This is a genomic window from Herbiconiux sp. L3-i23 (assembly GCF_023734115.1).
GTDB lineage: Bacteria > Actinomycetota > Actinomycetes > Actinomycetales > Microbacteriaceae > Naasia.
This window is the reverse complement of record NZ_AP025737.1, coordinates 1,514,048-1,533,721: the sequence shown is the minus strand read 5'-3', so window position 1 is coordinate 1,533,721 and position 19,674 is coordinate 1,514,048. Positions and strand designations below refer to the sequence as shown.

The following is a 19,674-nucleotide window of genomic DNA, read 5'->3' as shown; positions in this document are numbered from 1 at the left end:
CCGTGACGACACCGTCTACGACCGCGCCCGCCGGCGGACGCCGCACCGCGGCCCTGGTGCTCATCGCCATCGCCCTCACCGCACTGAATCTGCGCACCGCCGTCACCGGCTTCAGCCCGCTCCTCGAGGCCGTCGGCTCCGACACCGGCTTCGGCACCGACCTCTACGGGGCGTTCGGAGCGATCGTCACCGCGACCTTCGCCGTGTTCGGGTTCTTCGCCGCAGCGGTCGCGAACCGCCTGGGGCTCGAGCGGACCCTCGCCATCGCGACCGCGATGACGACGGCCGGGATCCTCCTCCGCGCCGTCAGCGGCACGCCCGAGACGGTCGTGATCACGACCATCATCGCCTTCGCCGGCATCGGCACCACGAATGTGCTCATCGTGCCGGCCGTGAAGCGCTACTTCGCCGACCGCCTGAAGCCGGTCACATCGATGTACCTCGCTCTGCACCAGATCGGGCAGTTCGTCGCCCCGCTCATCGCGGTACCGATGGCGATGAGCTTCGGCTGGAGGGCGGCCATCGGTTTCTGGGCGATCCTGACCGCTCTCGCCGCCGTGGCGTGGCTCATCGTGGCGAGCCGCTCGGCGAACCCCGCCGGCGTCGCGTCTGTCCTCGCGGCGGGCCCATCGCGCATCCACGCCGTTCCCGGTGCCTGGCGGACCTCCGTGCTGTGGAGCACGGTGACGCTGTTCGGGATGACCTCGCTCAACACCTACGTGATCATCACGTGGCTGCCGACGATCCTCACCGACGCCGGGGCCGACCCGGCGCTGGGCGGCGCCCTCCTCGCACTGTTCTCGATCTTCGGGCTCGGCGCTGCTTTCGTGATTCCTCCGCTGACGGTCGGCCTTCGCAACCCGGCGCCCATCGTCGTGGCCTGCGTCGCCCTGCTCGCCGTCGGATATCTGGGCCTCGCCCTGTCGCCGATGGAGGGCACGATCGTGTGGGTGGCGGCGCTCGGCCTCGGCGTCAGCACCTTCCCCATGAGCCTGACGCTCGTGAACGTGCGCACCAGGACGACCGCCGGGGCCTCGCAGCTCTCGGCGGCCACGCAGGGGATCGGCTACGCCATCGCCTGCGTCGGCCCCCTGTCGATCGGCTTCCTGCACCAGGTCACGGGCTCGTGGACCGGCGCCTACGTCTTCCTGTTCGTGAGCCTCGGCGTCATGCTGGTCGCCGGGATCCTCGCCAGCCGTCCGCGCATCCTCGAAGACGAGGCGCTCGGCGCCGACGCCTCGGCCGCCGCCGGACCGCGCTCCTGAAGCGACCTGCTTCACGGTTCCGGATCGATGCGCGGAGATCGGTGCTTGGGAATCAGTGCGCGGGGACGCGGGACGCTTCCGTGTCGACCGCCGGGCGCACCCGGCGCGGGCTCAGCACCGACGCGAGCACGACGGCCATGACCCCGGCGAGCGGCACGACGAGCAGCCCGACTCGAAGGCCCGCGTTGTCGGCGATGAGGCCGACGATCGGGGGCGAGATGAGGAAGCCGAGGCGCATCAGCCACGACACGACGGTGATGCCCGTGCCCGGTCGAAGGCCGGGCAGCTCGTCCGCTTCGTGCATGGCCGCGGGCACCGTGGTGGCGAGGCCGAAGCCCGCCGCGGCGAAGCCGATGATCGTGCCCGGCACCGTCGGCAGCAGCAGCGCGAGCCCCATGCCGACCGCGGCGATGACGCCGCCGACGCGCACGACCAGGCGTTGACCGAAGCGGTCGACGAGTCGGTCACCGAAGATGCGACCGATGAACTGAGCGCCGACGAGGGCGACGAAGCCGATCGCGGCGATCGCCGCCGGGGCTCCGAGCACACCGTCGAGGTAGACCGCGGCCCAGGTGGACCCGGAGTCCTCGACGAGGGTTCCGGACATTGCGACGAGCACGAGGGCGACGAGCACGAAAGCCGTCCTGGTCTTCGTCCGCCCGGCGGGGGCGACGGCATCGGCTGTGGATGCGGCGACGTCGTCGACACGCTCGTCCTTGCCGGGCAGGCAGAAGCGCAAGGCGGTGAGCGCGACGACGGTGAAGAGCGCGGCCGCGATGGGCAGGTGCACCTCGCGCGGGATGTTGAGCGCGATCGCGCCGGCGGCCATGCCGCCGCCGAGCACGGCGCCGATCGACCAGATCGCGTGGAAGGAGTTGATGATCGACCGTCCGAATCGGCGCTGCACCCGCAGGCCGTGGGTGTTCTGCGCCACGTCGGTGATCGAGTCGAACATGCCGGCCAGGAGCAGCGACGCCGCGAAGAACGCGATCGACGGCGCGAGTCCCACCGTGACGACGGCGACCGCGGTGAGCACCGTGCCGAACGCCGCCGCGCGAGCCGACCCGAGACGGCGGATGACGGCGGCAGCGGCGAGTCCGGCGAGAATCGCGCCGGTCGGCATCGCCGCGATCGCGAGCCCGTAGAGGGCATTGTCGAGGTCGAGGTCGGCCTTGATCCCCGGGAAGCGCGGCACCACGTTGGCGAAGAGGGCGCCGTTGGTCAGGAAGAGGGCGGCCACCGCGAGGCGGGCGCGGCGGACGTCGGGGGAAGGAACGGAGGTCGACACGAGAGACGACAGTAGCGCAGAAGTGTACAATCGTACGCATGGCGCACGACTATTTCGCGGGCAATCCGCGGACCAACCGCGAGCGGATGCTCGCGGGCGATCTGTACATCGCGGACGACCCCGAGAGCGAGCGGATCGCGCTCCGTGCCGTGCAGCTCGCCGATGCTTACCATCGCGCATTCGTGGCCGAGGGGATGTCGGCCGTCTCGATCCTCGCGGAGCTGGTCGGCGACCTGGGGGAGGACGCCTTCGTCAAGCCGCCCCTCTTCGTCGACTACGGCGAGAATCTGCGCATCGGTGCGCGCACATTCGTCAACTACAGCCTGACGGCACTCGATGTGGCGGCGATCACGATCGGTGCCGACTGCCAGCTCGGGCCGAACGTCCAGCTCCTCACGCCCACCCATCCGATCGAGGCGGAGCCGCGACGGGACAAGCTCGAGGCGGCGAAACCGATCACGATCGGCGACAACGTGTGGCTGGGCGGCGGCGTCATCGTCTGCCCCGGTGTCACGATCGGCGACAACAGCGTCGTCGGCGCCGGCGCGGTGGTGACGAGGGACATCCCCGCGAACGTCATCGCCGTCGGCAATCCCGCGCGCGTGATCCGGAGCATCGAGCCGTGAGCGGAACCGGCGAGACGCACGGGTCGCGGCGACTCGACCCGGACCGCCGCGATCGCATCATCGACCGCTGCCTCGACGTCATCGCCGAGGTCGGCGTCGCGGGCGCGACCCACCGCCGCATCGCCGCGGCCGCCGACGTGCCGCTCGGGTCGATGACCTACCACTTCAGCGGCATCGACGAGCTCCTGGTCGAAGCCTTCACGCGATTCGCCGACGGCGAGGCAGCGGGCTTCGAAGCACGGCTGTCCGCCGCGGCCGACGTGGGCGAGGCGCGCGCCGCGGTCATCGCGATCATCGAGGATGACGTCTTCGACAGCTCGCGCGACCTCGTGCTGACCTGCGAGCTCTACACCCTGGCCGCACGCGAACCGCGCTACCGGAGCATCACCAACCATTGGATGCGGCGGAGCCGAGCAGCGCTCGAGCGCCACTTCTCACCCGCCGAGGCGCGGCTGCTCGACGCGATGATCGAAGGCGTCACCATCCACCGCGCGCTCGACACCGATCCGCCGGACGACGCCCTCGTGCGCACCGCCGTCGGCCGACTCGCGATCGACTGACGATCCCGATACTCGACGTGGCGCTCAGGCGTGCATGCGCGCGCCTTTGATGATCCGATCCACGGCGTTCTTCGGACCACGGATGCCGATCCCGACAAGGTCGAGCGAATCGGCGTCGACGGCGGCGACCGCTGCCCGGTTGGCGGCATCGTGCCCCGTCGAGAACAGCTCTTTTGTGTAGATGGCGATGGTCACCTCCCGGCTGGCGGCGCGCGAGCGGGCCGCGGCGAGGGTTTCCGGCGACGCGGTCATCACGACGACCGGCTGCCGGAGCATCGGCAGGTAGGCATTGCCGTCCCGATCGCGGTAGGGCTCGCCGACGAGGTCGGGCACGCTCGTCGCGATACCGCTCATCAGGAACGCGGTCACGTTGAGCTCCTGCCAGGGGAGGAGGTCTTCGCGCAGCAGCACCACGACCTTCGTGTCGAAGCGGACAGGGGCGGCCCCGGCGGTGGCGGCGGGGTCTTCGGTGAGGGTGCCATCCATGCCTGCAGTCTCCGGCCGAGCGGGCGTCGTCGTCTTGTACGTTTCTCACATGACGGAGTCGGTGCGGGCATGGCATCCCGCCGTCCCGACGGTGCGCGAGGTGCTGCATGCGACGTTCGAGCAGCACGCGTATCCGGCGCACACGCATGACGCGTGGACCCTGCTCCTGATCGACGAGGGCGCCGTCGCGTACGATCTCGACCGCTCGCGTCATCACGCGGTTCCCGGAGCGCTCTCCCTCCTGCCGCCGCGGATCCCGCACGACGGCCGCTCCGCCGTCGCCGGCACCGCGTTCCGCAAGAGAGTGCTCTACCTCGACGAGGACTGGTTGCCGGGCGCCGCCGCCGACGCTGCGGCGGCGCGACCGACGACGCAGGATCCGCGGACGCTCCGGGCGCTCGCCGGAGTCCATCATGCGCTCGACTTCCCGCACGATGCGATGGCGGCCGAAGAGGGCGTCCTCGCCCTGCGCGAGCTCGTGTCCGAGCATCTCGGTGCAGCACCGGTCGAGACGAGGGATGTCCCTCTGGCGCGACGCCTTCGTGCACTGCTCGACGATCGGCTCGACGAGACGTTCCCGCTGGCCGAGGCCGCGGAGCTGCTCGGTGCCCACCCCGGGCATCTGGTGCGGGTGTTCTCGCAGACCTACGGCATCGCCCCGCACCGGTACGTCACGGGGCGTCGCGTCGATCGTGCCCGCCGACTCCTGCTCGCCGGCTGGTCCGTCGCCGATGCGGCCGTCGAGGTGGGCTTCCACGACCAGGCGCACCTCTCCCGTCATTTCCGCCGCACCCTCGGCACCACACCGGGCGCCTTCGCCGCCTGAGCCGCCGCCTCGGGTCGCGGCTCTGAGCGCCGGAAGGCACGGCTCGAGCGCTTCCGGGGAGTGCGTTGATGCGTGAGACTGGCTGCTCAGGCATCGACGCGAAGGGGCGTTTCCGAGATGGCGACGGTACTCATCCACGCGACCGTGTCGCTCGACGGCTTCATGGCGGACCCGGATGGCGGCGTCGACTGGATGTTCGGGTTCCCCTCGGCCGACGAGGACCAACGACTGGTGCAGGACATCATGTCGGGGATCGGGGCGGTCGTCGGCGGCGCCGATCGCGAACAGACCATCGTGGAGGGCGAACTGCCCTACGGCGGCATCCTCGGAGTGCCGGTCTTCCTGATGACCCACACCCCGCACGACCCTGTTGTACGGGACGGCACGGAGTACAGCTTCGTCGTCGACGACATCGGCGCGGCGGTCGCTGCGGCGGCGCTCGCGGCGGGGGAGCGGACGGTGAGCCTGCTGGGCGGCAGCATCGCCCGGCAGGCTCTGACTCTCGGCCTGGTCGACGAGATCCAGCTCCATGTCGTCCCCGTGCTGCTGGGGGAGGGGATCTCCCTGTTCGGCGGGCTCGGACGTCGCGTGACCCTCGAACGCATCGACACGGCGGCCTACGCGAGCGAGACCCACCTCCGGTACCGAGTCCTTCGTTGACCTGACCTGGTCATCGAGAAGGGCCGCCAGGCCCGTCGCGATATGACGAAGGTCGCAGAAGAGTGCCGCTTCGCGACGGCCGTGAACGGCCTCCTCAGCGACCGAAGCCGCACTCCTAGTCATTGAGGAGGGCCGCCAGGCCCGTCGCGAAATGACGAAGGTCGCAGACCCGCCGCACCGGCGCGACGACGAACTCGTATCGCATCGCGACGGCCGTGAACGGCCTCCTCAGCGACCGGAGCCGGAGAGACGCGACTCGACCGGCGCCCAGCCGTTCTCGAGGACGGCGAACCCGGCGTCGAGTGTCGCGAGCTGGTCGTCGCTGTCGGTGATGAGCAGCTGCATCTGGAGCACGAAGCGGGCGTACACGCGGATCTCCGCCGTCGGCGTCGGCTCGCCCAGCGCCTCCGCGATCGCCAGGGCGAGCGCGTCCTCGTGACGCAACCACATCCTCGCGGCGTAGTCGCGCAGCGCCGGCGTCTCATTCAGGAAGCGGATGAAGATCCGTGCGACATCGTCGCCGTGCTCGTCGATGTTGGTCGCGATTTCGGCGGCGTAGAAGTCGTGGAGCGCCCCGTTGATGGTGCTGCCCTCGGGGCGGTCTCGCACCGCGGCGACCAGTCGGTCGCGCTGCTCGTCGTCCTCGTCGAAGACGAGAGCCTCCTTCTGCGGGAAGTGCGCGAACACGGTCGTGGGGGAGACGTCGGCCGCGTCGGCGACCTCGCGGATGCTGACGTTGTCGAAGCCGCGCTCGAGGAACATCATGGTCGCGACGTCGGAGATCGCCTTGCGCGTGGCGGCCTTCTTGCGTTCGCGGCGTCCGGGAGGATCGGAGAGCGTCATCCGGACAGCTTACCGTGAACCCGATACAAAAGTGGCTTGACACCGAAACTGGTATTGATACAGTTTCGGCGTGAACTCCTCGACCCCTCGCCTCCTGCCGCGCTTCGATCGCGCCTGGATCATGCTCATCGTCCTGACCCTCCTCACTGTGGTCGGGATGACCGTCGTCCTGCCGGTGCTGCCGTTCGTGGTACTGCGCTACGTCTCATCCGAGAACGACCTCGCCGCCTGGGTGGGGGTACTCGAAGCCGTCAACGGGCTCTGCGCATTCCTCGTCGCACCGTTCCTCGGCCGCCTCTCGGACCGCTTCGGGCGTCGGCCGGTCATCATCGCGGCAGCCTTCGGGGCCGCGTTCGCAATGACGCTGTTCGGCATCGGCGGGGGACTATGGGTGCTGATCCTCGCCCGAGTCATCCAGGGACTGACCGCCGGCGACCTCCCGGCCCTCTTCGCCTACCTGGCCGACATCACTCCGGCGGACCAGCGCGCCAAGCGCTTCGGCCTGCTCGGCGCCCTCTCGGGCATCGGCATGATGATCGGCCCCGCAGTGGGAGGCCTGCTCGCCGCCGTCAGCGTCGAACTGCCGGTGTTCGTGACCGCAGCGGTCGCGCTGGCCGTCGCCATCCTCAGCATCTTCCTGCTCCCCGAGAGCCTGAAGCCCGCCAACCGCATCACGAGCATCTCGCTGCGCGACGTGCAGCCGTTCGCCGTGTTCAAGAACGCCTTCGCCCGCAAGGAGCTCCGCGGTCTCCTTCTCGGCTTCGGACTCATCGCACTGCCGTTCGGCTTCTTCGTCAACAACTTCAGTGTGCTCGCCTTGGACTCGATCCACTGGGGGCCGACCGCGATCGGTTTGCTCACCGCGGCGGTCGGGATCATCGACATCCTCATCCAGGGCGTGCTGCTCGGCATCCTGCTGCCGCGGATGGGGGAGCGGGGCGTCATCGTGAGCGGTATCGCCGCTCAGATCGCGGGGCTCGTCGCCCTCGCGCTCGTGGCATCGATCCTGGCGCAGCCGTGGCTGTTCATCGTCGGAGCGCTCACCCTTGCCGCCGGCCAGGGCGCGGCCCAGGCGGCGATGGACGGCGCGATGTCGAACTCCGTGGGAGACGACGAGCAGGGCTGGCTCGGGGGAGCGACGCAGTCCCTGCAGGCGGCGATGAGCACCGTCGCCCCGCTGATCGCGGGCGGACTCTACGTGCTCGTCAGCCATGCGGCGCCGTACTGGCTCGGAGCGGCGATCATGGTGGTTGCGGCGATCGTCATCAGCCGCGCGCACATCGCGAGCCCGGCGAAAAAGACGGCGGACGATGCGCCGGCGGACGCCGTCCCGGCGACCGCCGCCCGGTAACAGGACTGCGGCCCGGCCATTGAGGAGGCCGTCCGCGGCCGTCGCGAGATGACGACAGTCGCCGGTTTCCCGGACCGGCACGGAGAGACTCGTGTCGCATCGCGACGGACGTGAACGGCCTCCTCAGCGACCAGAAAGAGCGCCGCTCGTTGAGCGAAGCGATACGGAGGCTCCGCAGCGAACAGGAGGAGTGCCACAGGTGATGAGGAGGGCCTCCCGCAACTCTAACTGACATAATGTGCATTATCGGCTAAGCGCTAACAGGGACGGGGACGGCCTCTGCGGTCCGCTCAGGCCGAGACGGCGATGACGCGCTGCAGGGCGTCCCGGAGCGTTTCGAGTTGCTCGATCGGCAGGCCGAGGCGCTCGACGATCTTTGCCGGAATCGGTTCCGCCTCGGCACGCAACTGTTGGCCGCGGGTCGTCAGGACGATCTCCAGACTGCGCTCATCGGTCATGCTGCGACGACGCTCGAGATACCGCAGGACCTCGAGACGCTTGAGCAGCGGCGACAGCGTCGCCGGTTCGAGCCGCAGCGTCGAGGCCAGGTCGCTGACCGAACGTCCGTCGCGTTCCCAGAGGGCCAGCAGCACCAGATACTGCGGGTGCGTGATGCCGAGCGGCTCGAGCAGCGGCCGATACAGGGCGATCACGCTGCGCGAGGCGACAGCGAGGGCGAAGCAGACCTGATTGTCGAGCGCCAGCACGTCGTCCTGCTCTGTCGCCACTGCCGCTCCCCCTAATTACTTAGGGCACTAACTATACTGCTCCAACCCGAGGATCGCCACCCGGCGCCCGCGTCACCGACCGCCCTGCCAGCGCCCCTCGCGGAGCGCGGCGGGCACCAGGAACGCGACGAGCGCGGCGCCGAGCCCGCCGACCGCCATGTCGAGGATCGAGTCGTCGTAGCCCACGAGCACCGCCTCGTCGAACTGGTGACCACCCCACTCCCCCATCTCCCACAGCGCCGCGAGCGCCAGCCCGACTGCGAGCGTCAGTGCCACCAGCGGTGCGGGGCGGTGATCGAACACGACGCCGGCGCGATCCGCCGCGACGACGACGAGCAGCGCCAGCAGGCCGTTGAGGGCGAGGTGGATGGGGATGTCGATCCAGGCGACCGACCGGTACAGGTCGAGCACGCTCGACCACGCGGCGACGAGGAGGATGATTCCGACGGCGACGTCGATCGAGGCGCGGACGCCGAGGAACCGTGGCACGACCAGGCCGAGGAACATCAGGGCGAGTACCGCGCCCTGCAGCGCGCCCCAGCCGACGACGCCGACGATCAGCGAGACGGCACCGATCAGGCGGATCGCATCGGCCGCCCACTCGAGCGGGGTGGCGGGCGGAACGAGGAACGTCTCGACGAGCGCAGGGCGCCTCCCGGCCGACCGCGCTCTCGTACCGGTCGTCGTCTCGGATCGCGTCACAGGTTCTCCTCCCACTGCGTCGTCTCCTTCACCTGCGTCTCCTTCGACTGGGTCGTCTCCTTCGACCGGGTCGCCCCGGCAAGCTCGACGAGGGCGTGCACGGGTTCGTGATCGGAGGGCGCGTACCCCTCGAACCGCCCCGAACCGACGCCGGCGGCTCGGATGCGCAGCGCGGACCCGACGAGGATCCAGTCGATGCGCGGGCCGAGCCGGGGCGCGCGATACCCCGAATAGGTCCGGTAGCCGGGGGTCGCACGGCGCTCCGCCTGCGACCACGAGTCGCGGAGTCCGCCGTCGGCGGTGAGCACGTGCAGGGCCGGCGACCCGCGCCGCGCGTTGAGGTCCCCGAAGAGCGCGACCGCGGGACCGAGCTCGCCGGCGAGACCGCGCAACTGCCGCGCCGATTCGACCCGTGCCAACGGCGAGAAGACGTCGAGATGGGTGTTGATCACCGACAGCTCGCCTCCCGTCGTCCGATCGCGCAGCGTCACGGTCGTGGCGATCCGCGGCATCGGCGCACCCCACGAGCGGGACCCGAGGAGATCGGGAGTGGTCGACAGGGCGACCTGGCGCCAGCGGACGAGGTCGAGGCGGGCGGAGTCGAAGTAGACGGTGCAGCGCTCCCCGGTGCCGTCGGCGTTCCTGCCGCCGCCGACCCTGCGGTACAGCGGACCGAGCGCGTCGGCGATCCGGTCGTCCTGCTCGGGCAGCGCCTCCTGCACCCCGAGGACGCTCGGCCGCTCCGTGTCGAGCATGAGGCGCACGAGCGGCGCACGACGCTCCCACGAGTCCCGACCACCCCGGAGGGACAGCGGCATGCGTCGCCGGATGTTCCACGACATCAGGTGCAGCAGCGGGGATTCCACCGCTCCGAACACCGGCTGCGTCATGCTGTGACGCTAACAGCGGTGCCTGACGGGATGATCGGAGGGCCGTCCGCGGTTGCAGACCAGGCGCAGCGGATCGCAAGCGGGAATCGCAGGCAAGGCATCGCAGGAGGAGTGGACGTGGAATCGGATTCGGTCATGACGATCATCTGGGTCGTCCTCTTCGTCATCGTCACGGTCGGCGTCACCGGACTCACCGGACGGCTGGGCTGGTCGGCGCCGGTCGCGCTGGTCGCGATCGGCGCGGTCGCGTCGTTCCTGCCGTTCGTCCCCGAGGTCGTCGTCGAGTCGGACACGATCCTCTACGCCGTCGTGCCGCCCCTGCTGTTCGCGGCGGCCATCCGCACATCGGTCGTCGACATCCGGGCGCGACTCGACTCGATCCTGCTGCTGTCGGTGGGACTCGTCGCGTTCACCGTTCTCACCGTCGGCGTCACCACGTGGCTCGTCGTCCCCGGGATCACCCTCGCCGCCGGGCTCGCGTTCGGGGCCGTGGTCGCCCCCACCGATACCGTCGCGGTCAACGCGGTCGTCGGACGACTCCGACTCCCCCGGCGCCTCGTGACCGTGCTCGAGGGCGAGAGCCTGTTGAACGACGCGGTCGCCCTCGTCGCGCTCAACGCATCGATCCTCGCCATCACCTCCGACACGGTGACGGCCGGGGTCATCGGAGTCGACCTCCTCCTCGCGGTCGGCGTCGGCCTCGCCGGCGGGCTCGCCACCGGCTTCGTCTTCGCCGCCATCCGCCGCAGACTCCGCGCACCCGTGCTCGACACCAGCATCTCGCTCATCACCCCGTAGGTCGCCTTCATCCCGACCCAGCTGCTGCACGGTTCGGGTGTGCTCGCGGTCGTCGTCGCCGGTCTCTTCCTCGCCTACCGCTCCCCCGCGACCTCGTCGGCATCGGCCCGCATCGCCGAGTCGATCAACTGGCGCACCATCGGCTTCCTGCTCGAGAACGCGGTCTTCCTCCTCATCGGACTGAGTCTCTCCGGCATCGTCGACGCCGCCGTCGACGACTTCCCGGGCGTCTGGCCGGCGATCTGGATCGTCGTCGCCGTCCTCGCCGCCGTGCTCCTCTCCCGCGCCGCCTGGGTGAGTGCGTCAGCCGCCCTCTACCGCTTCGGTCCACGCGGCCTGCGCGAACGACGCTGGGGCTGGCGCAACAGCGTGGCCGTCAGCGCGGCGGGCGTCCGGGGCGTCGTGACTCTCATCGCCGTGTTCCTCCTTCCCGACGAGACCCCGCATCGGGCGTTCCTGCAGCTGCTCGCCGTCGTCGTGATCGTCGCGAGCCTGCTCGGCGGGTTGGCGCTGCCGATCCTCATCCGTCTCCTGCACCTGCCGGCCCCCAACGACGCTCAGGAGCGCACCCAGCGTCAGCTGCTCACCGCCGAGGCGCAAGCGGCAGGCCTCCGCTTGCTCGAGAGCCTCGACCACGACGGTGTCGACGAGCGGGTGCTCACGCGCCTGCGCGACAACGCCAGCTTCCTCGCCGAGGTCGGCGACCTCGACGCCGAATCCGACGAGCCGCAGCTGATGGCGTACACCTCCCTGCGCAAGGCGATGCTTCGCGGTGAGCGTGATGCGGTCATCTCCGCGCGTGCGGAGGGGCGCTACGAGGAGTACGCGGTGCGCGACGTGCTCGCCGCGATCGACGCGGAAGAGCTCGCCGTCAAGACGGCGTCCGGTTCTCCGACTCGAGGGTGACGACGTCGGCGGCCCGCTCCCCCGACTTGCGACGGACGTCCTCGCGGTAGAGCCGCAAGGCGAACGGCGCCCACAGAACGAGCGCGACCCCGGTGCCGAGGACCAGCCCGCCGACGGTGTCCGTCAGCCAGTGCGCGCCGAGGTAGTTGCGACTGAGCATCATGCCGACCACCCAGAGGGCCCCGATCGCCCACACCCACCAGCGCCGCAGCACGATGCCCAAGACCACCGCGATCGTCGCCGCGTTCGCTGCATGTCCGCTCGGGAACGAACCGAAGTCGACGGCGACGAGGATCTCCTCGGGTCGCGGCCGGTCGACCGTGTTCTTGACCAGTTGCACGAGTCCGGCACTGACGACGCTGGCCGCGAGGAAGTACAGGGCCGCCCACCAGCGACGCAGCGCAAGGAGCAGCAGCAGCACCGCAATCGGCACGACGAAGACGCCGACCACTCCCCCGCCCAACATGTCGAACACGCGTGCCACCCCGTCGAGGAACGGAGTGCGCAGGGCGATCAGCGTGTTCATCCACGCGTCGTCGATGGCGTAGGGCACGACCTCGAACTCGCGCACCGCGATCAGCGCACCACCGACGATGACGAGGGCCAGCGCGGCGAGACCGCTGAAGAGCGGCCAACGCCGCTGCACGTCGGAGGCGCGCTCGATGGTGCGAGGGTCCGGCTGCTCCGTCATCCGCTCACGCTAGCGGCGCGACCTGACGATGCGCGCGTCGCCGCGTGCGAGTGCGGCGACCGGAAGCCGCTCGGCCACCAGAACGCGTCCCCCACCAGCATCACCAGTGCGGGCACGAGCAGTGTGCGGACGACGAGCGTATCGAGCAGCACACCGATGCAGACGATGAGCCCGATCTGGGCGAGTGCGACCACGGGGAGCACGCCGAGCACGGCGAACACCGCGGCGAGCAGCACACCGGCGCTCGTGATGACGGCTCCCGTCGTCGCGAGGGCGACCACCATGCCGCGACGGGTGCCCTCGCGGGCGCGCTCCTCCCGCGCACGGGTGGTGAGAAAGATGTTGTAGTCGACGCCGAGTGCCACGAGGAAGAGGAACGCGAACAGCGTGACTCCCGTGTCGAGGGCGGCGAAGCCGAACACGTTCTGGAACAGCCACGTCGAGACTCCGAGCGACGCGAGGAAGGTCGCCACCACGGTGAGCAGCAGCAGGACGGGCGCCACGAGCGAGCGCAGCAGCAGCGCGAGCACCGCGAAGACCACCCCGAGGATCAGCGGTGCGACGAGTCCGAGGTCGCGCCCCGCCGCATCCCGGATGTCGAGCTCGGTGGCGTCGGATCCGCCGACGAGACTCTCCCCCACCTCGCCCGTCTGCCCCGCGAACGCGCTCCGGAGGGCGGAAACGGCCGCGAAGGCCTCGTCGCTCTGCGGCTCCGCGTCGAGGCCGACGTCCACTCGCGTCCACCCGTCGGCGCTCTCACCGGGACGAGCGCTCGACACCCCCGGCACGTCCTCGGCGATCGCGACGGCGTCACCGACGCTCGCATCGCGGGCGAGGACGATGGTGCCACCCGTCGCGCCGGCCGAGAACGAGTCGTCGATGACCTCCTGCGCTTGCACCGATTCCGGGTCGCCGAGCAGTTGATCCGTCTGCGAGAGCCCGACGGAGTAGCCGCCGAGGCCGAGGGCGAGCACGACGAGACCCGCGACGGAGGCGATGCTCACGAGGGCGGGCCGATGCGACACGGCGTCGCCCAGGCGGCGCCAGAATCCGACCCTCTGCTCCCCGTCGCCGGCCCGCGGCACGAAGGGCCAGAACAGCCCGCGGCCGCAGAGCACCAGCACCGCGGGCAGGAGCAGGAGGGCGAAGGACATGGCGAGCACGATGCCGATCGCGCACGCGATGCCGAGCGCCCGATTGCCCGCGAGTTCGGCGAAGAGCAACATCAGCAGGCTGAGCGCGACGGTGCCGGCGCTCGCCAGGATCGCGGGGCCGGCGCTGCGGACCGCGACCGCCATCGCCTCGAACCGATCGGCGCGGTGCCGCAGCTCCTCCCGGTAACGGGCGACGAGGAGCAGCGCATAGTTGGTCCCCGCCCCGAAGACGAGCACGGACAGGATGCCGGCGATCGAGGCGTCGACCGGGAGGCCGGTGGCCTCCGCGATCGCGGCGACCACGAACCGGGCGAGCCCGTCGGCGGCTCCGACCACGAGCAGCGGCACGATCCACAGCAGCGGCGAGCGGTAGGTGATGATCAGCAGCAGCGCGACGACCGCGACGGTGACGAGGAGCAGGCGGAGGTCCGCTCCCGCGAAGGCACCGGTGACATCGGCCTGGAACCCGACGGGCCCGGTGAGCGCCGACTGCAGCCCGGCAGGAAGATCGTCCGCTGCGATCGCCCTGAGCCGGTCGGCCGACGCCGTCACGTCGTCCTCCGCCTCGGCGCCGTCGAGCGGCACCGCCACGAGGGCCGCCTCGCCGTCGTCGCTGAACTGCGGCCGCACCGCCTCCGGAGTGATCGACTCCTCGGCGAGGGCGCTCGCCCGCTCCGTGACGGCCTGCCGGTCGGCGTCCGTCAGACCCTCGGCACGCCACCACACCAGTAGCCCCGCGGTGACGTCGGCCGAAGGGAACTCCTCGAGGATCGCCGACACGCGTGCCGACTCCGCGGTCTCGGGCAGACCACCCTCGGGTGCGCCCTCGACCGCCGCCTTGGGCAGCGCCACGAACAGCGCACCGACGATCAGCGCACCGGCGACCGCCGTGATCCACGCGCGTCGACTCCGTGCGACCAGCCAAGCGACAACGGACACCGCAACCTCCTTCGTTTCGCTAACTAGATTAGCGATACGAGTCCTAGACTGTCACGGTGAACGATCTCCCGAACTCCGAAGCGGAGAAGAACGCCTTCGAGGCGATGCCACGAGGCGACGAGATCTCACGGCAGCTGCGTCAGATGATCGAGCTCTCCGGCGACTTCGAACGACGGCTCGGCCACACGCTCGGAGTCGGCCCGACCGATCTCTCCGCGATGCAGCACCTCATGGTGTCGGGACCGCTTCCGCCGTCGGAGCTCGCCCGGCGCCTGCTCATCTCGACGGCGGCGGCCACCATGATGGTCGACCGACTCGAGAACCTGGGGCATGCCTCGAGGCACCCTCATCCCGACGACCGCCGCAAGATCGTCGTCACCCCGGCGCGCGAGTCGGTGGACCGCGCTGCGGCCGAGCTGATGCCGCTCATCCGCGGCGTAGCCGAGGTGACCGCGCGTCTGAGCGAGGAGGACGCCGCGACCGTGACGCGCTTCCTCGGCGACGTGCTCGAGGTCTACCGCGACGTCCTCGGCGAGGAGCAGTAGCGCCTCACGAGGAGCGGCACCGCTCAGCGACGGCGAGTCTCGTGGAAGACCGCTCGGGTCAGAGCGTGGCGTGCCCTCGACGGGCGAGCGCGGCGAGATCGGCCGGTTCGACCGCATCGTCGGTCGCGGCGAGCTCGTCGAGGGACCACCACTTCGAGCGGACGATGTCGGTCTTCTCCTCGTCGGTCCACCCGGCGTCGACCGGGTCGAACCGCTCGACCCTCACCGCGTACCAGTCGGAGTGGCCGCGCAGATACTCGTGCCAGCGCTGATCGGCGTCGAAATCATGACTCCAGAACGCTGCGGGCACCGAGTCGAGCACCAGGCCCGTCTCCTCCTGGACCTCGCGCACGGCGGCGTCGTCGTGGGTCTCCCCCGGATCGACTCCCCCGCCGGGCGTGATCCAGCGCGGGGCGACGTCATGCGACTTCCCGTACTGGAGGAAGAGCAGGACGCGGTCGTCCTCATCGAACAGGAGCACCCGCGAGGTCGCGCGGAAGACCGGGGCCACGTTCCGCTCGATCAGTCGGTGAAGCTCGACACGTCGCCGACGAGGCGGGTGTTGTCGGCGGGAAGGGGCTCGACGGCGGCGAGGGCGACCTCGGCCGCGAACTCGGAGACGTTGTAGAGGCGACCGGCGGCGGCCTTGCGCTCATCGATGGCGCCGGGGCGGGCGCGGTCGAGGAGCGTGGCGGTCACGGTGCCTTCGATCATGTCGCCGGAGACGACGACGAACCCGACGCCCTTGTCCTGCAGCTCGGCGATGCGCGCGCGGAGCGCGTCTTCGCCGGCGCGCTTCGACCGTGCGACGGGCTCGTACTCCGGCATGGTCGGGGTGGTCTCGATGAAGTGCGCCTGGTGGCTCGTGACGAAGACCACGCGGCTCCCCTGCGACAGCAGCGGAAGCGCTGCGTCGAGCACCCCGACCTGCGCGTCGCGGTTCAGCTTCAAGGCGTAGTCCGCTTCGACTCCCGACTCCATGCCGCCCGAAGCGTTGAGGACCAGGATGTCGAGGCCGCCCCACTCCTCGCGGACCCGGTCCATCATCGCCTCGACGGCGGACCGGTCGGTGAGGTCGGCTCCGACGGCGATGGCCGTGCCGCCCGCCGCGGCGAGCTTGTCGACGAGTTGCAGCGCCCGCTTCTCCTTGTTCCGGTAGTTGATCACCACACGGGCGCCGGCCTCGGCGAAGTAGGTGGCCGTGTCGGCGCCGATACCGCGCGAGGAGCCGGTGACGAGGGCGCGCTTGCCGTCGAGGGACGAGGGAGCGAGAGGGTTCGATGCAGAGACTGGCACGGCCCGAGACTACCAATCAGGGAGCCGCTGATAGATTCGAGGGAAAGCCCCGAACCGATGGTGGTGCGACGCCTTGCCAGACCTCACTCAATTCGCGTGGATCGCGTGGCTCGTCGTCATCCTCGTCTGCGTCATCATCGAACTGCTCTCGCTCGAGTTCACGTTCCTGATGATCGCCGCCGGCAGCGTCGGCGGACTCGCGACGAATCTGCTCGGCGGTCCGTGGTGGCTTCAAATCCTCGTCGCTCTCGCGCTCTCGGTGCTGTTGATCCTCACGATCCGGCCGCTGCTGCTGCGCGTGATGCACCGCGGCGCCGATCCGACACCCAGCAACGTCGACGCTCTGCTCGGCATGGCCGGACGAGTCGTCCTCGCCATCGGCGAGACCGGCGGACAGGCGCGGCTGGCGAACGGCGAGACGTGGACCGCGCACCTCGCGCCCGGCACATCCGATCCGCTCGATGCGGGCACCCCCGTTGTCGTCACCCGGATCCAAGGCTCCACCGCGTTCGTCATGCGCGCGCCCGCCACCCACGGCGCTGCTGCCGCCACAGAAGGAGGAACCCCCGAATGATCGGGTTCGAACAGTTCGCCGGGCAGATCTCCGTGATCGCCCTGCTCGTCGTCGCGGCGGTCTTTGTGATCGTCGTCCTGATCCGGGCGATCCGCATCGTGCCGCAGGCCTACGCCGGAGTGGTGGAGCGGCTCGGCAAGTACCACCGCACCCTAAACCCGGGGCTCAGCATCCTCGTGCCCTTCATCGACCGGGTCCGCCCGCTCGTCGACATGCGCGAGCAAGTGGTGTCCTTCCCGCCGCAGCCGGTGATCACCGAGGACAACCTCGTGGTCTCGATCGACACCGTCGTCTACTTCCAGGTCACCGACGCCCGGGCCGCGACGTACGAGATCGCCAACTACCTGGGCGCGGTCGAGCAGCTCACGACGACCACGCTGCGCAACGTGGTCGGCGGCCTGAACCTCGAAGAGGCGCTGACCAGCCGCGACAACATCAACGGGCAGCTGCGCATCGTGCTCGACGAGGCGACGGGCAAGTGGGGAATCCGCGTCTCGCGTGTCGAGCTGAAGGCGATCGACCCGCCCCACTCCATCCAGGACTCGATGGAGAAGCAGATGCGCGCCGAGCGCGACCGCCGCGCCGCCATCCTCACGGCCGAGGGCACGAAGCAGTCCGAGATCCTCGAGGCCGAGGGTCGCCGGCAGGCCGAGATCCTCCGGGCAGAGGGTGACGCGAAGGCGGCGGTGCTGCGCGCCGAGGGTGAGGCCGAGGCGATCACGACGGTGTTCAACGCCATCCACCTCGGCGACCCCGACAGCAAGCTGCTCGCCTACCAGTACCTGCAGATGCTGCCGAAGCTCGCCGATGGCTCGGCGAACAAGCTGTGGATCATCCCGAGCGAACTGACGGAGGCGCTGAAGGGCATCGGCGGCGCGCTGGGCGGCAAGATCGCCGACGCGCGCCCGGTCGACGACGAGCGTGCCGATCAGGCGCGGGCGAAGGCCGCCGAATCCGCGGCGGCCGCGCGTCGCTCGGCGGATGAGGCGCGCGAAGGCGCGGCCCGCGCCTCCGACGACGCCGCCCCCGACGCGGGCCCCACCACGGGGCGACTCGACGAACCGATCGCGGAGAGCACGGTCGCTGACAGCCCGGCTGACGCCCGCACCACCGACGGCAACGGCGTCGCTGGAGCGGGCGGTGGGCAGGAGCCCGAGGCGCCGCGCCCCGACACCGCGTGACGACGGTGCGCGGAGCGGACTACTTCGCGCCGCCGCGGCCGCGGGTGATCGCGCACCGCGGCCTTGCGACGAACGCACCCGAGAACACCCTCGGGGCGTTCGCCGCGGCGCTCGATGCCGGGGCGACGCATCTCGAGACCGACGTGCACGCCACCCGCGACGGCCACGCGGTGATCATGCACGACGCCGACCTCGCGCGCGTCCTCGGCGACGACGGCGTCAACGCGGTCGTTGCCCGACTGACCCTCGACGAGCTGCGCGACGCGGCCACGGGTCGGCTCGAGATCTGTACCCTGTCCGAGGCCTTGCAGACCTTTCCGTCTGCCCTCGTCAACATCGACGTGAAGGCGGCGGCGGCCGCCGCTCCCGCCGCCGCCGCGATCCGTCAGGCGGGCGCCGAGGGCCGCGTCCTCGTCACCTCCTTCAGCAGGCGTCGTCGGAGGGCGGCCATCCGGAGACTCGATTCGGTCGCGACCTCCGCATCCGCCATCGAGACGGCTCTCGCGATCCTCTTCGCCCGGATCGGTGCCGTGGCCCTGGCGGCGAGGGTGCTCCGCCGGGTGGACGCCCTGCAGATTCCCGCGTCGGTACTGGGAATCGCGACGACGACGCCGGCCATGCTGGAGCGCCTGCACCGGGCCGTGCGCGAGGTTCACATCTGGACCGTCAACGACCCGGCCGAGATGCGGCGCATGCTCGACGCCGGGGTCGACGGCATCGTCACCGACCGGTGCGACCTGCTGGTCGGCGTGCTCCGACGCGACCGCTAAACTCGTCCGACGTACCCCGATCCGAAAACCTCGGATCATGCCTCTCCATCACCGGGAAACCCCTGGGAATCACCCTGTCGGGAATCATGTCCCCCACCCCGGGGTTCATCATTGGGAGGCACAACCCCAAGCGAGAGGAGTCACACAATGGCGGATCGCAGTCTGCGCGGCATGCGACTTGGCAGTCAGAGCCTGCAGAGCGAAGAGGGCGTGGTCTTCTCCGGAAGGACGATCGCCCGTTATCAGGCCGACGACGGAACGACCTTCGAGGTCCCGTTCGCCGAAGACGCCGAGATCCCCGAGACCTGGACTTCTCCGAAGTCGGGCAAGGACGGTGTGCTGCTCGAGGCTGACGGCTCGCGCGTCGTCCAGGAGCAGACCGAGACGAAGGCTCCTCGCACGCACTGGGACATGCTGCTCGAGCGCCGCACGCGCGCCGAACTGGAGGAGCTGCTCGAAGAGCGCCTGCAGTACCTGCGCGCACGTCGCGGCAAGAAGCAGACGATCGCTTCCTGACCCGCACCCCGAACTTCTCCCCCCTGAGGGCCGCCGTTTCCCCCGGCGGCCCTCTTTCTGTGCGCCGACGACTGCCTGA

21 protein-coding genes and 1 pseudogene are annotated in these 19,674 nt (G+C 70.2%); 12 read left to right on the top strand and 10 right to left on the bottom strand.

What is annotated here, in order from left to right:
* Positions 1-2 precede the first annotated feature (2 nt).
* On the top strand, positions 3-1,265 hold the full coding sequence (locus NGH83_RS07210; RefSeq protein WP_251858382.1) for an MFS transporter: 1,263 nt from the start codon (positions 3-5) through the stop codon (positions 1,263-1,265).
* 52 nt (positions 1,266-1,317) lie between these two features.
* On the opposite strand, the gene NGH83_RS07205 is transcribed toward NGH83_RS07210, so the two are convergent.
* Positions 1,318-2,553 carry an MFS transporter gene (locus NGH83_RS07205; protein ID WP_251858381.1) on the bottom strand — a complete coding sequence of 412 codons (1,236 nt, stop codon included), beginning with the start codon at positions 2,551-2,553 and terminating at the stop codon, positions 1,318-1,320.
* Between the two features lie 38 nt (positions 2,554-2,591).
* Between NGH83_RS07205 and NGH83_RS07200 the strand changes: the two genes are divergently transcribed.
* Together NGH83_RS07200 and NGH83_RS07195 are read left to right on the top strand one after the other, a co-directional pair.
* The gene (locus NGH83_RS07200; RefSeq protein ID WP_251858380.1) at positions 2,592-3,179 is read left to right on the top strand and encodes a sugar O-acetyltransferase; all 588 of its coding nucleotides are present in this window, start codon (positions 2,592-2,594) and stop codon (positions 3,177-3,179) included.
* Positions 3,176-3,739, top strand: coding sequence for a TetR/AcrR family transcriptional regulator (locus NGH83_RS07195; RefSeq protein WP_251858379.1), 564 nt, complete (start codon positions 3,176-3,178; stop codon positions 3,737-3,739). The genes NGH83_RS07200 and NGH83_RS07195 overlap by 4 nt, the downstream gene beginning before the upstream one ends.
* 24 nt (positions 3,740-3,763) lie before the next feature.
* On the opposite strand, the gene NGH83_RS07190 is transcribed toward NGH83_RS07195, so the two are convergent.
* A complete protein-coding gene (locus NGH83_RS07190) occupies positions 3,764-4,225 on the bottom strand; it encodes a DUF2000 family protein (RefSeq protein WP_251858378.1) in 462 nt (153 codons plus the stop codon).
* On the opposite strand from NGH83_RS07190, the gene NGH83_RS07185 reads away from it, so the two are divergent.
* Entirely contained in the window at positions 4,224-5,051 is an 828-nt protein-coding gene (locus tag NGH83_RS07185) for an AraC family transcriptional regulator (RefSeq protein ID WP_251858377.1), read from the top strand. The genes NGH83_RS07190 and NGH83_RS07185 overlap by 2 nt on opposite strands.
* A 117-nt stretch (positions 5,052-5,168) precedes the next feature.
* The gene (locus tag NGH83_RS07180; protein ID WP_251858376.1) at positions 5,169-5,711 is read left to right on the top strand and encodes a dihydrofolate reductase family protein; all 543 of its coding nucleotides are present in this window, start codon (positions 5,169-5,171) and stop codon (positions 5,709-5,711) included.
* Positions 5,712-5,939: 228 nt separating this feature from the next.
* Here the strand turns inward: NGH83_RS07180 and NGH83_RS07175 are convergent, their stop codons facing one another.
* Positions 5,940-6,554 (bottom strand): TetR/AcrR family transcriptional regulator, encoded by a 615-nt coding sequence (locus tag NGH83_RS07175; RefSeq protein WP_251858375.1) that lies wholly within the window; start codon positions 6,552-6,554, stop codon positions 5,940-5,942.
* Between the two features lie 70 nt (positions 6,555-6,624).
* On the opposite strand from NGH83_RS07175, the gene NGH83_RS07170 reads away from it, so the two are divergent.
* Positions 6,625-7,905, top strand: coding sequence for an MFS transporter (locus tag NGH83_RS07170; RefSeq protein ID WP_251858374.1), 1,281 nt, complete (start codon positions 6,625-6,627; stop codon positions 7,903-7,905).
* 290 nt (positions 7,906-8,195) lie between these two features.
* Here NGH83_RS07170 and NGH83_RS07165 read toward each other — a convergent pair whose 3' ends face one another.
* The 3 genes from NGH83_RS07165 to NGH83_RS07155 form a co-directional block, all read right to left on the bottom strand.
* On the bottom strand, positions 8,196-8,612 hold the full coding sequence (locus NGH83_RS07165; protein ID WP_251858373.1) for a MarR family winged helix-turn-helix transcriptional regulator: 417 nt from the start codon (positions 8,610-8,612) through the stop codon (positions 8,196-8,198).
* 93 nt (positions 8,613-8,705) lie between these two features.
* On the bottom strand, positions 8,706-9,335 hold the full coding sequence (locus NGH83_RS07160; protein WP_251858372.1) for a hypothetical protein: 630 nt from the start codon (positions 9,333-9,335) through the stop codon (positions 8,706-8,708).
* The gene (locus tag NGH83_RS07155; protein WP_251858371.1) at positions 9,332-10,225 is read right to left on the bottom strand and encodes an endonuclease/exonuclease/phosphatase family protein; all 894 of its coding nucleotides are present in this window, start codon (positions 10,223-10,225) and stop codon (positions 9,332-9,334) included. Before NGH83_RS07155 ends, NGH83_RS07160 begins: the two co-directional genes overlap by 4 nt.
* Before the next feature lie 30 nt (positions 10,226-10,255).
* Here NGH83_RS07155 and NGH83_RS07150 point away from each other — a divergent pair.
* A pseudogene (locus tag NGH83_RS07150) lies at positions 10,256-11,929 on the top strand (cation:proton antiporter).
* On the opposite strand, the gene NGH83_RS07145 reads toward NGH83_RS07150, so the two are convergent.
* Entirely contained in the window at positions 11,895-12,620 is a 726-nt protein-coding gene (locus tag NGH83_RS07145) for a phosphatase PAP2 family protein (protein ID WP_251858370.1), read from the bottom strand. The pseudogene NGH83_RS07150 and the gene NGH83_RS07145 sit on opposite strands and share 35 nt — an antisense overlap.
* Positions 12,617-14,713, bottom strand: a complete 2,097-nt coding sequence (locus tag NGH83_RS07140) for an MMPL family transporter (RefSeq protein ID WP_251858369.1) — start codon at positions 14,711-14,713, stop codon at positions 12,617-12,619. The genes NGH83_RS07145 and NGH83_RS07140 overlap by 4 nt, the downstream gene beginning before the upstream one ends.
* Positions 14,714-14,769: 56 nt before the next feature.
* On the opposite strand from NGH83_RS07140, the gene NGH83_RS07135 reads away from it, so the two are divergent.
* Positions 14,770-15,258, top strand: coding sequence for a MarR family winged helix-turn-helix transcriptional regulator (locus NGH83_RS07135; RefSeq protein WP_251858368.1), 489 nt, complete (start codon positions 14,770-14,772; stop codon positions 15,256-15,258).
* Between the two features lie 58 nt (positions 15,259-15,316).
* Here NGH83_RS07135 and NGH83_RS07130 read toward each other — a convergent pair whose 3' ends face one another.
* Together NGH83_RS07130 and NGH83_RS07125 are read right to left on the bottom strand one after the other, a co-directional pair.
* A complete protein-coding gene (locus NGH83_RS07130; protein WP_251858367.1) occupies positions 15,317-15,769 on the bottom strand; it encodes an NUDIX hydrolase in 453 nt (150 codons plus the stop codon).
* A gap of 11 nt (positions 15,770-15,780) precedes the next feature.
* Entirely contained in the window at positions 15,781-16,554 is a 774-nt protein-coding gene (locus tag NGH83_RS07125; protein WP_251858366.1) for an SDR family oxidoreductase, read from the bottom strand.
* Positions 16,555-16,627: 73 nt separating this feature from the next.
* Between NGH83_RS07125 and NGH83_RS07120 the strand changes: the two genes are divergently transcribed.
* The 4 genes from NGH83_RS07120 (at position 16,628) to NGH83_RS07105 (ending at position 19,595) form a co-directional block, all read left to right on the top strand.
* A complete protein-coding gene (locus NGH83_RS07120) occupies positions 16,628-17,128 on the top strand; it encodes an NfeD family protein (RefSeq protein WP_251858365.1) in 501 nt (166 codons plus the stop codon).
* Entirely contained in the window at positions 17,125-18,309 is a 1,185-nt protein-coding gene (locus tag NGH83_RS07115; RefSeq protein WP_251858364.1) for an SPFH domain-containing protein, read from the top strand. The genes NGH83_RS07120 and NGH83_RS07115 overlap by 4 nt, the downstream gene beginning before the upstream one ends.
* Positions 18,306-19,079, top strand: coding sequence for a glycerophosphodiester phosphodiesterase family protein (locus NGH83_RS07110; protein ID WP_251858363.1), 774 nt, complete (start codon positions 18,306-18,308; stop codon positions 19,077-19,079). Before NGH83_RS07115 ends, NGH83_RS07110 begins: the two co-directional genes overlap by 4 nt.
* 147 nt (positions 19,080-19,226) lie before the next feature.
* A complete protein-coding gene (locus NGH83_RS07105) occupies positions 19,227-19,595 on the top strand; it encodes an RNA polymerase-binding protein RbpA (protein WP_251858362.1) in 369 nt (122 codons plus the stop codon).
* Positions 19,596-19,674: the final 79 nt, after the last annotated feature.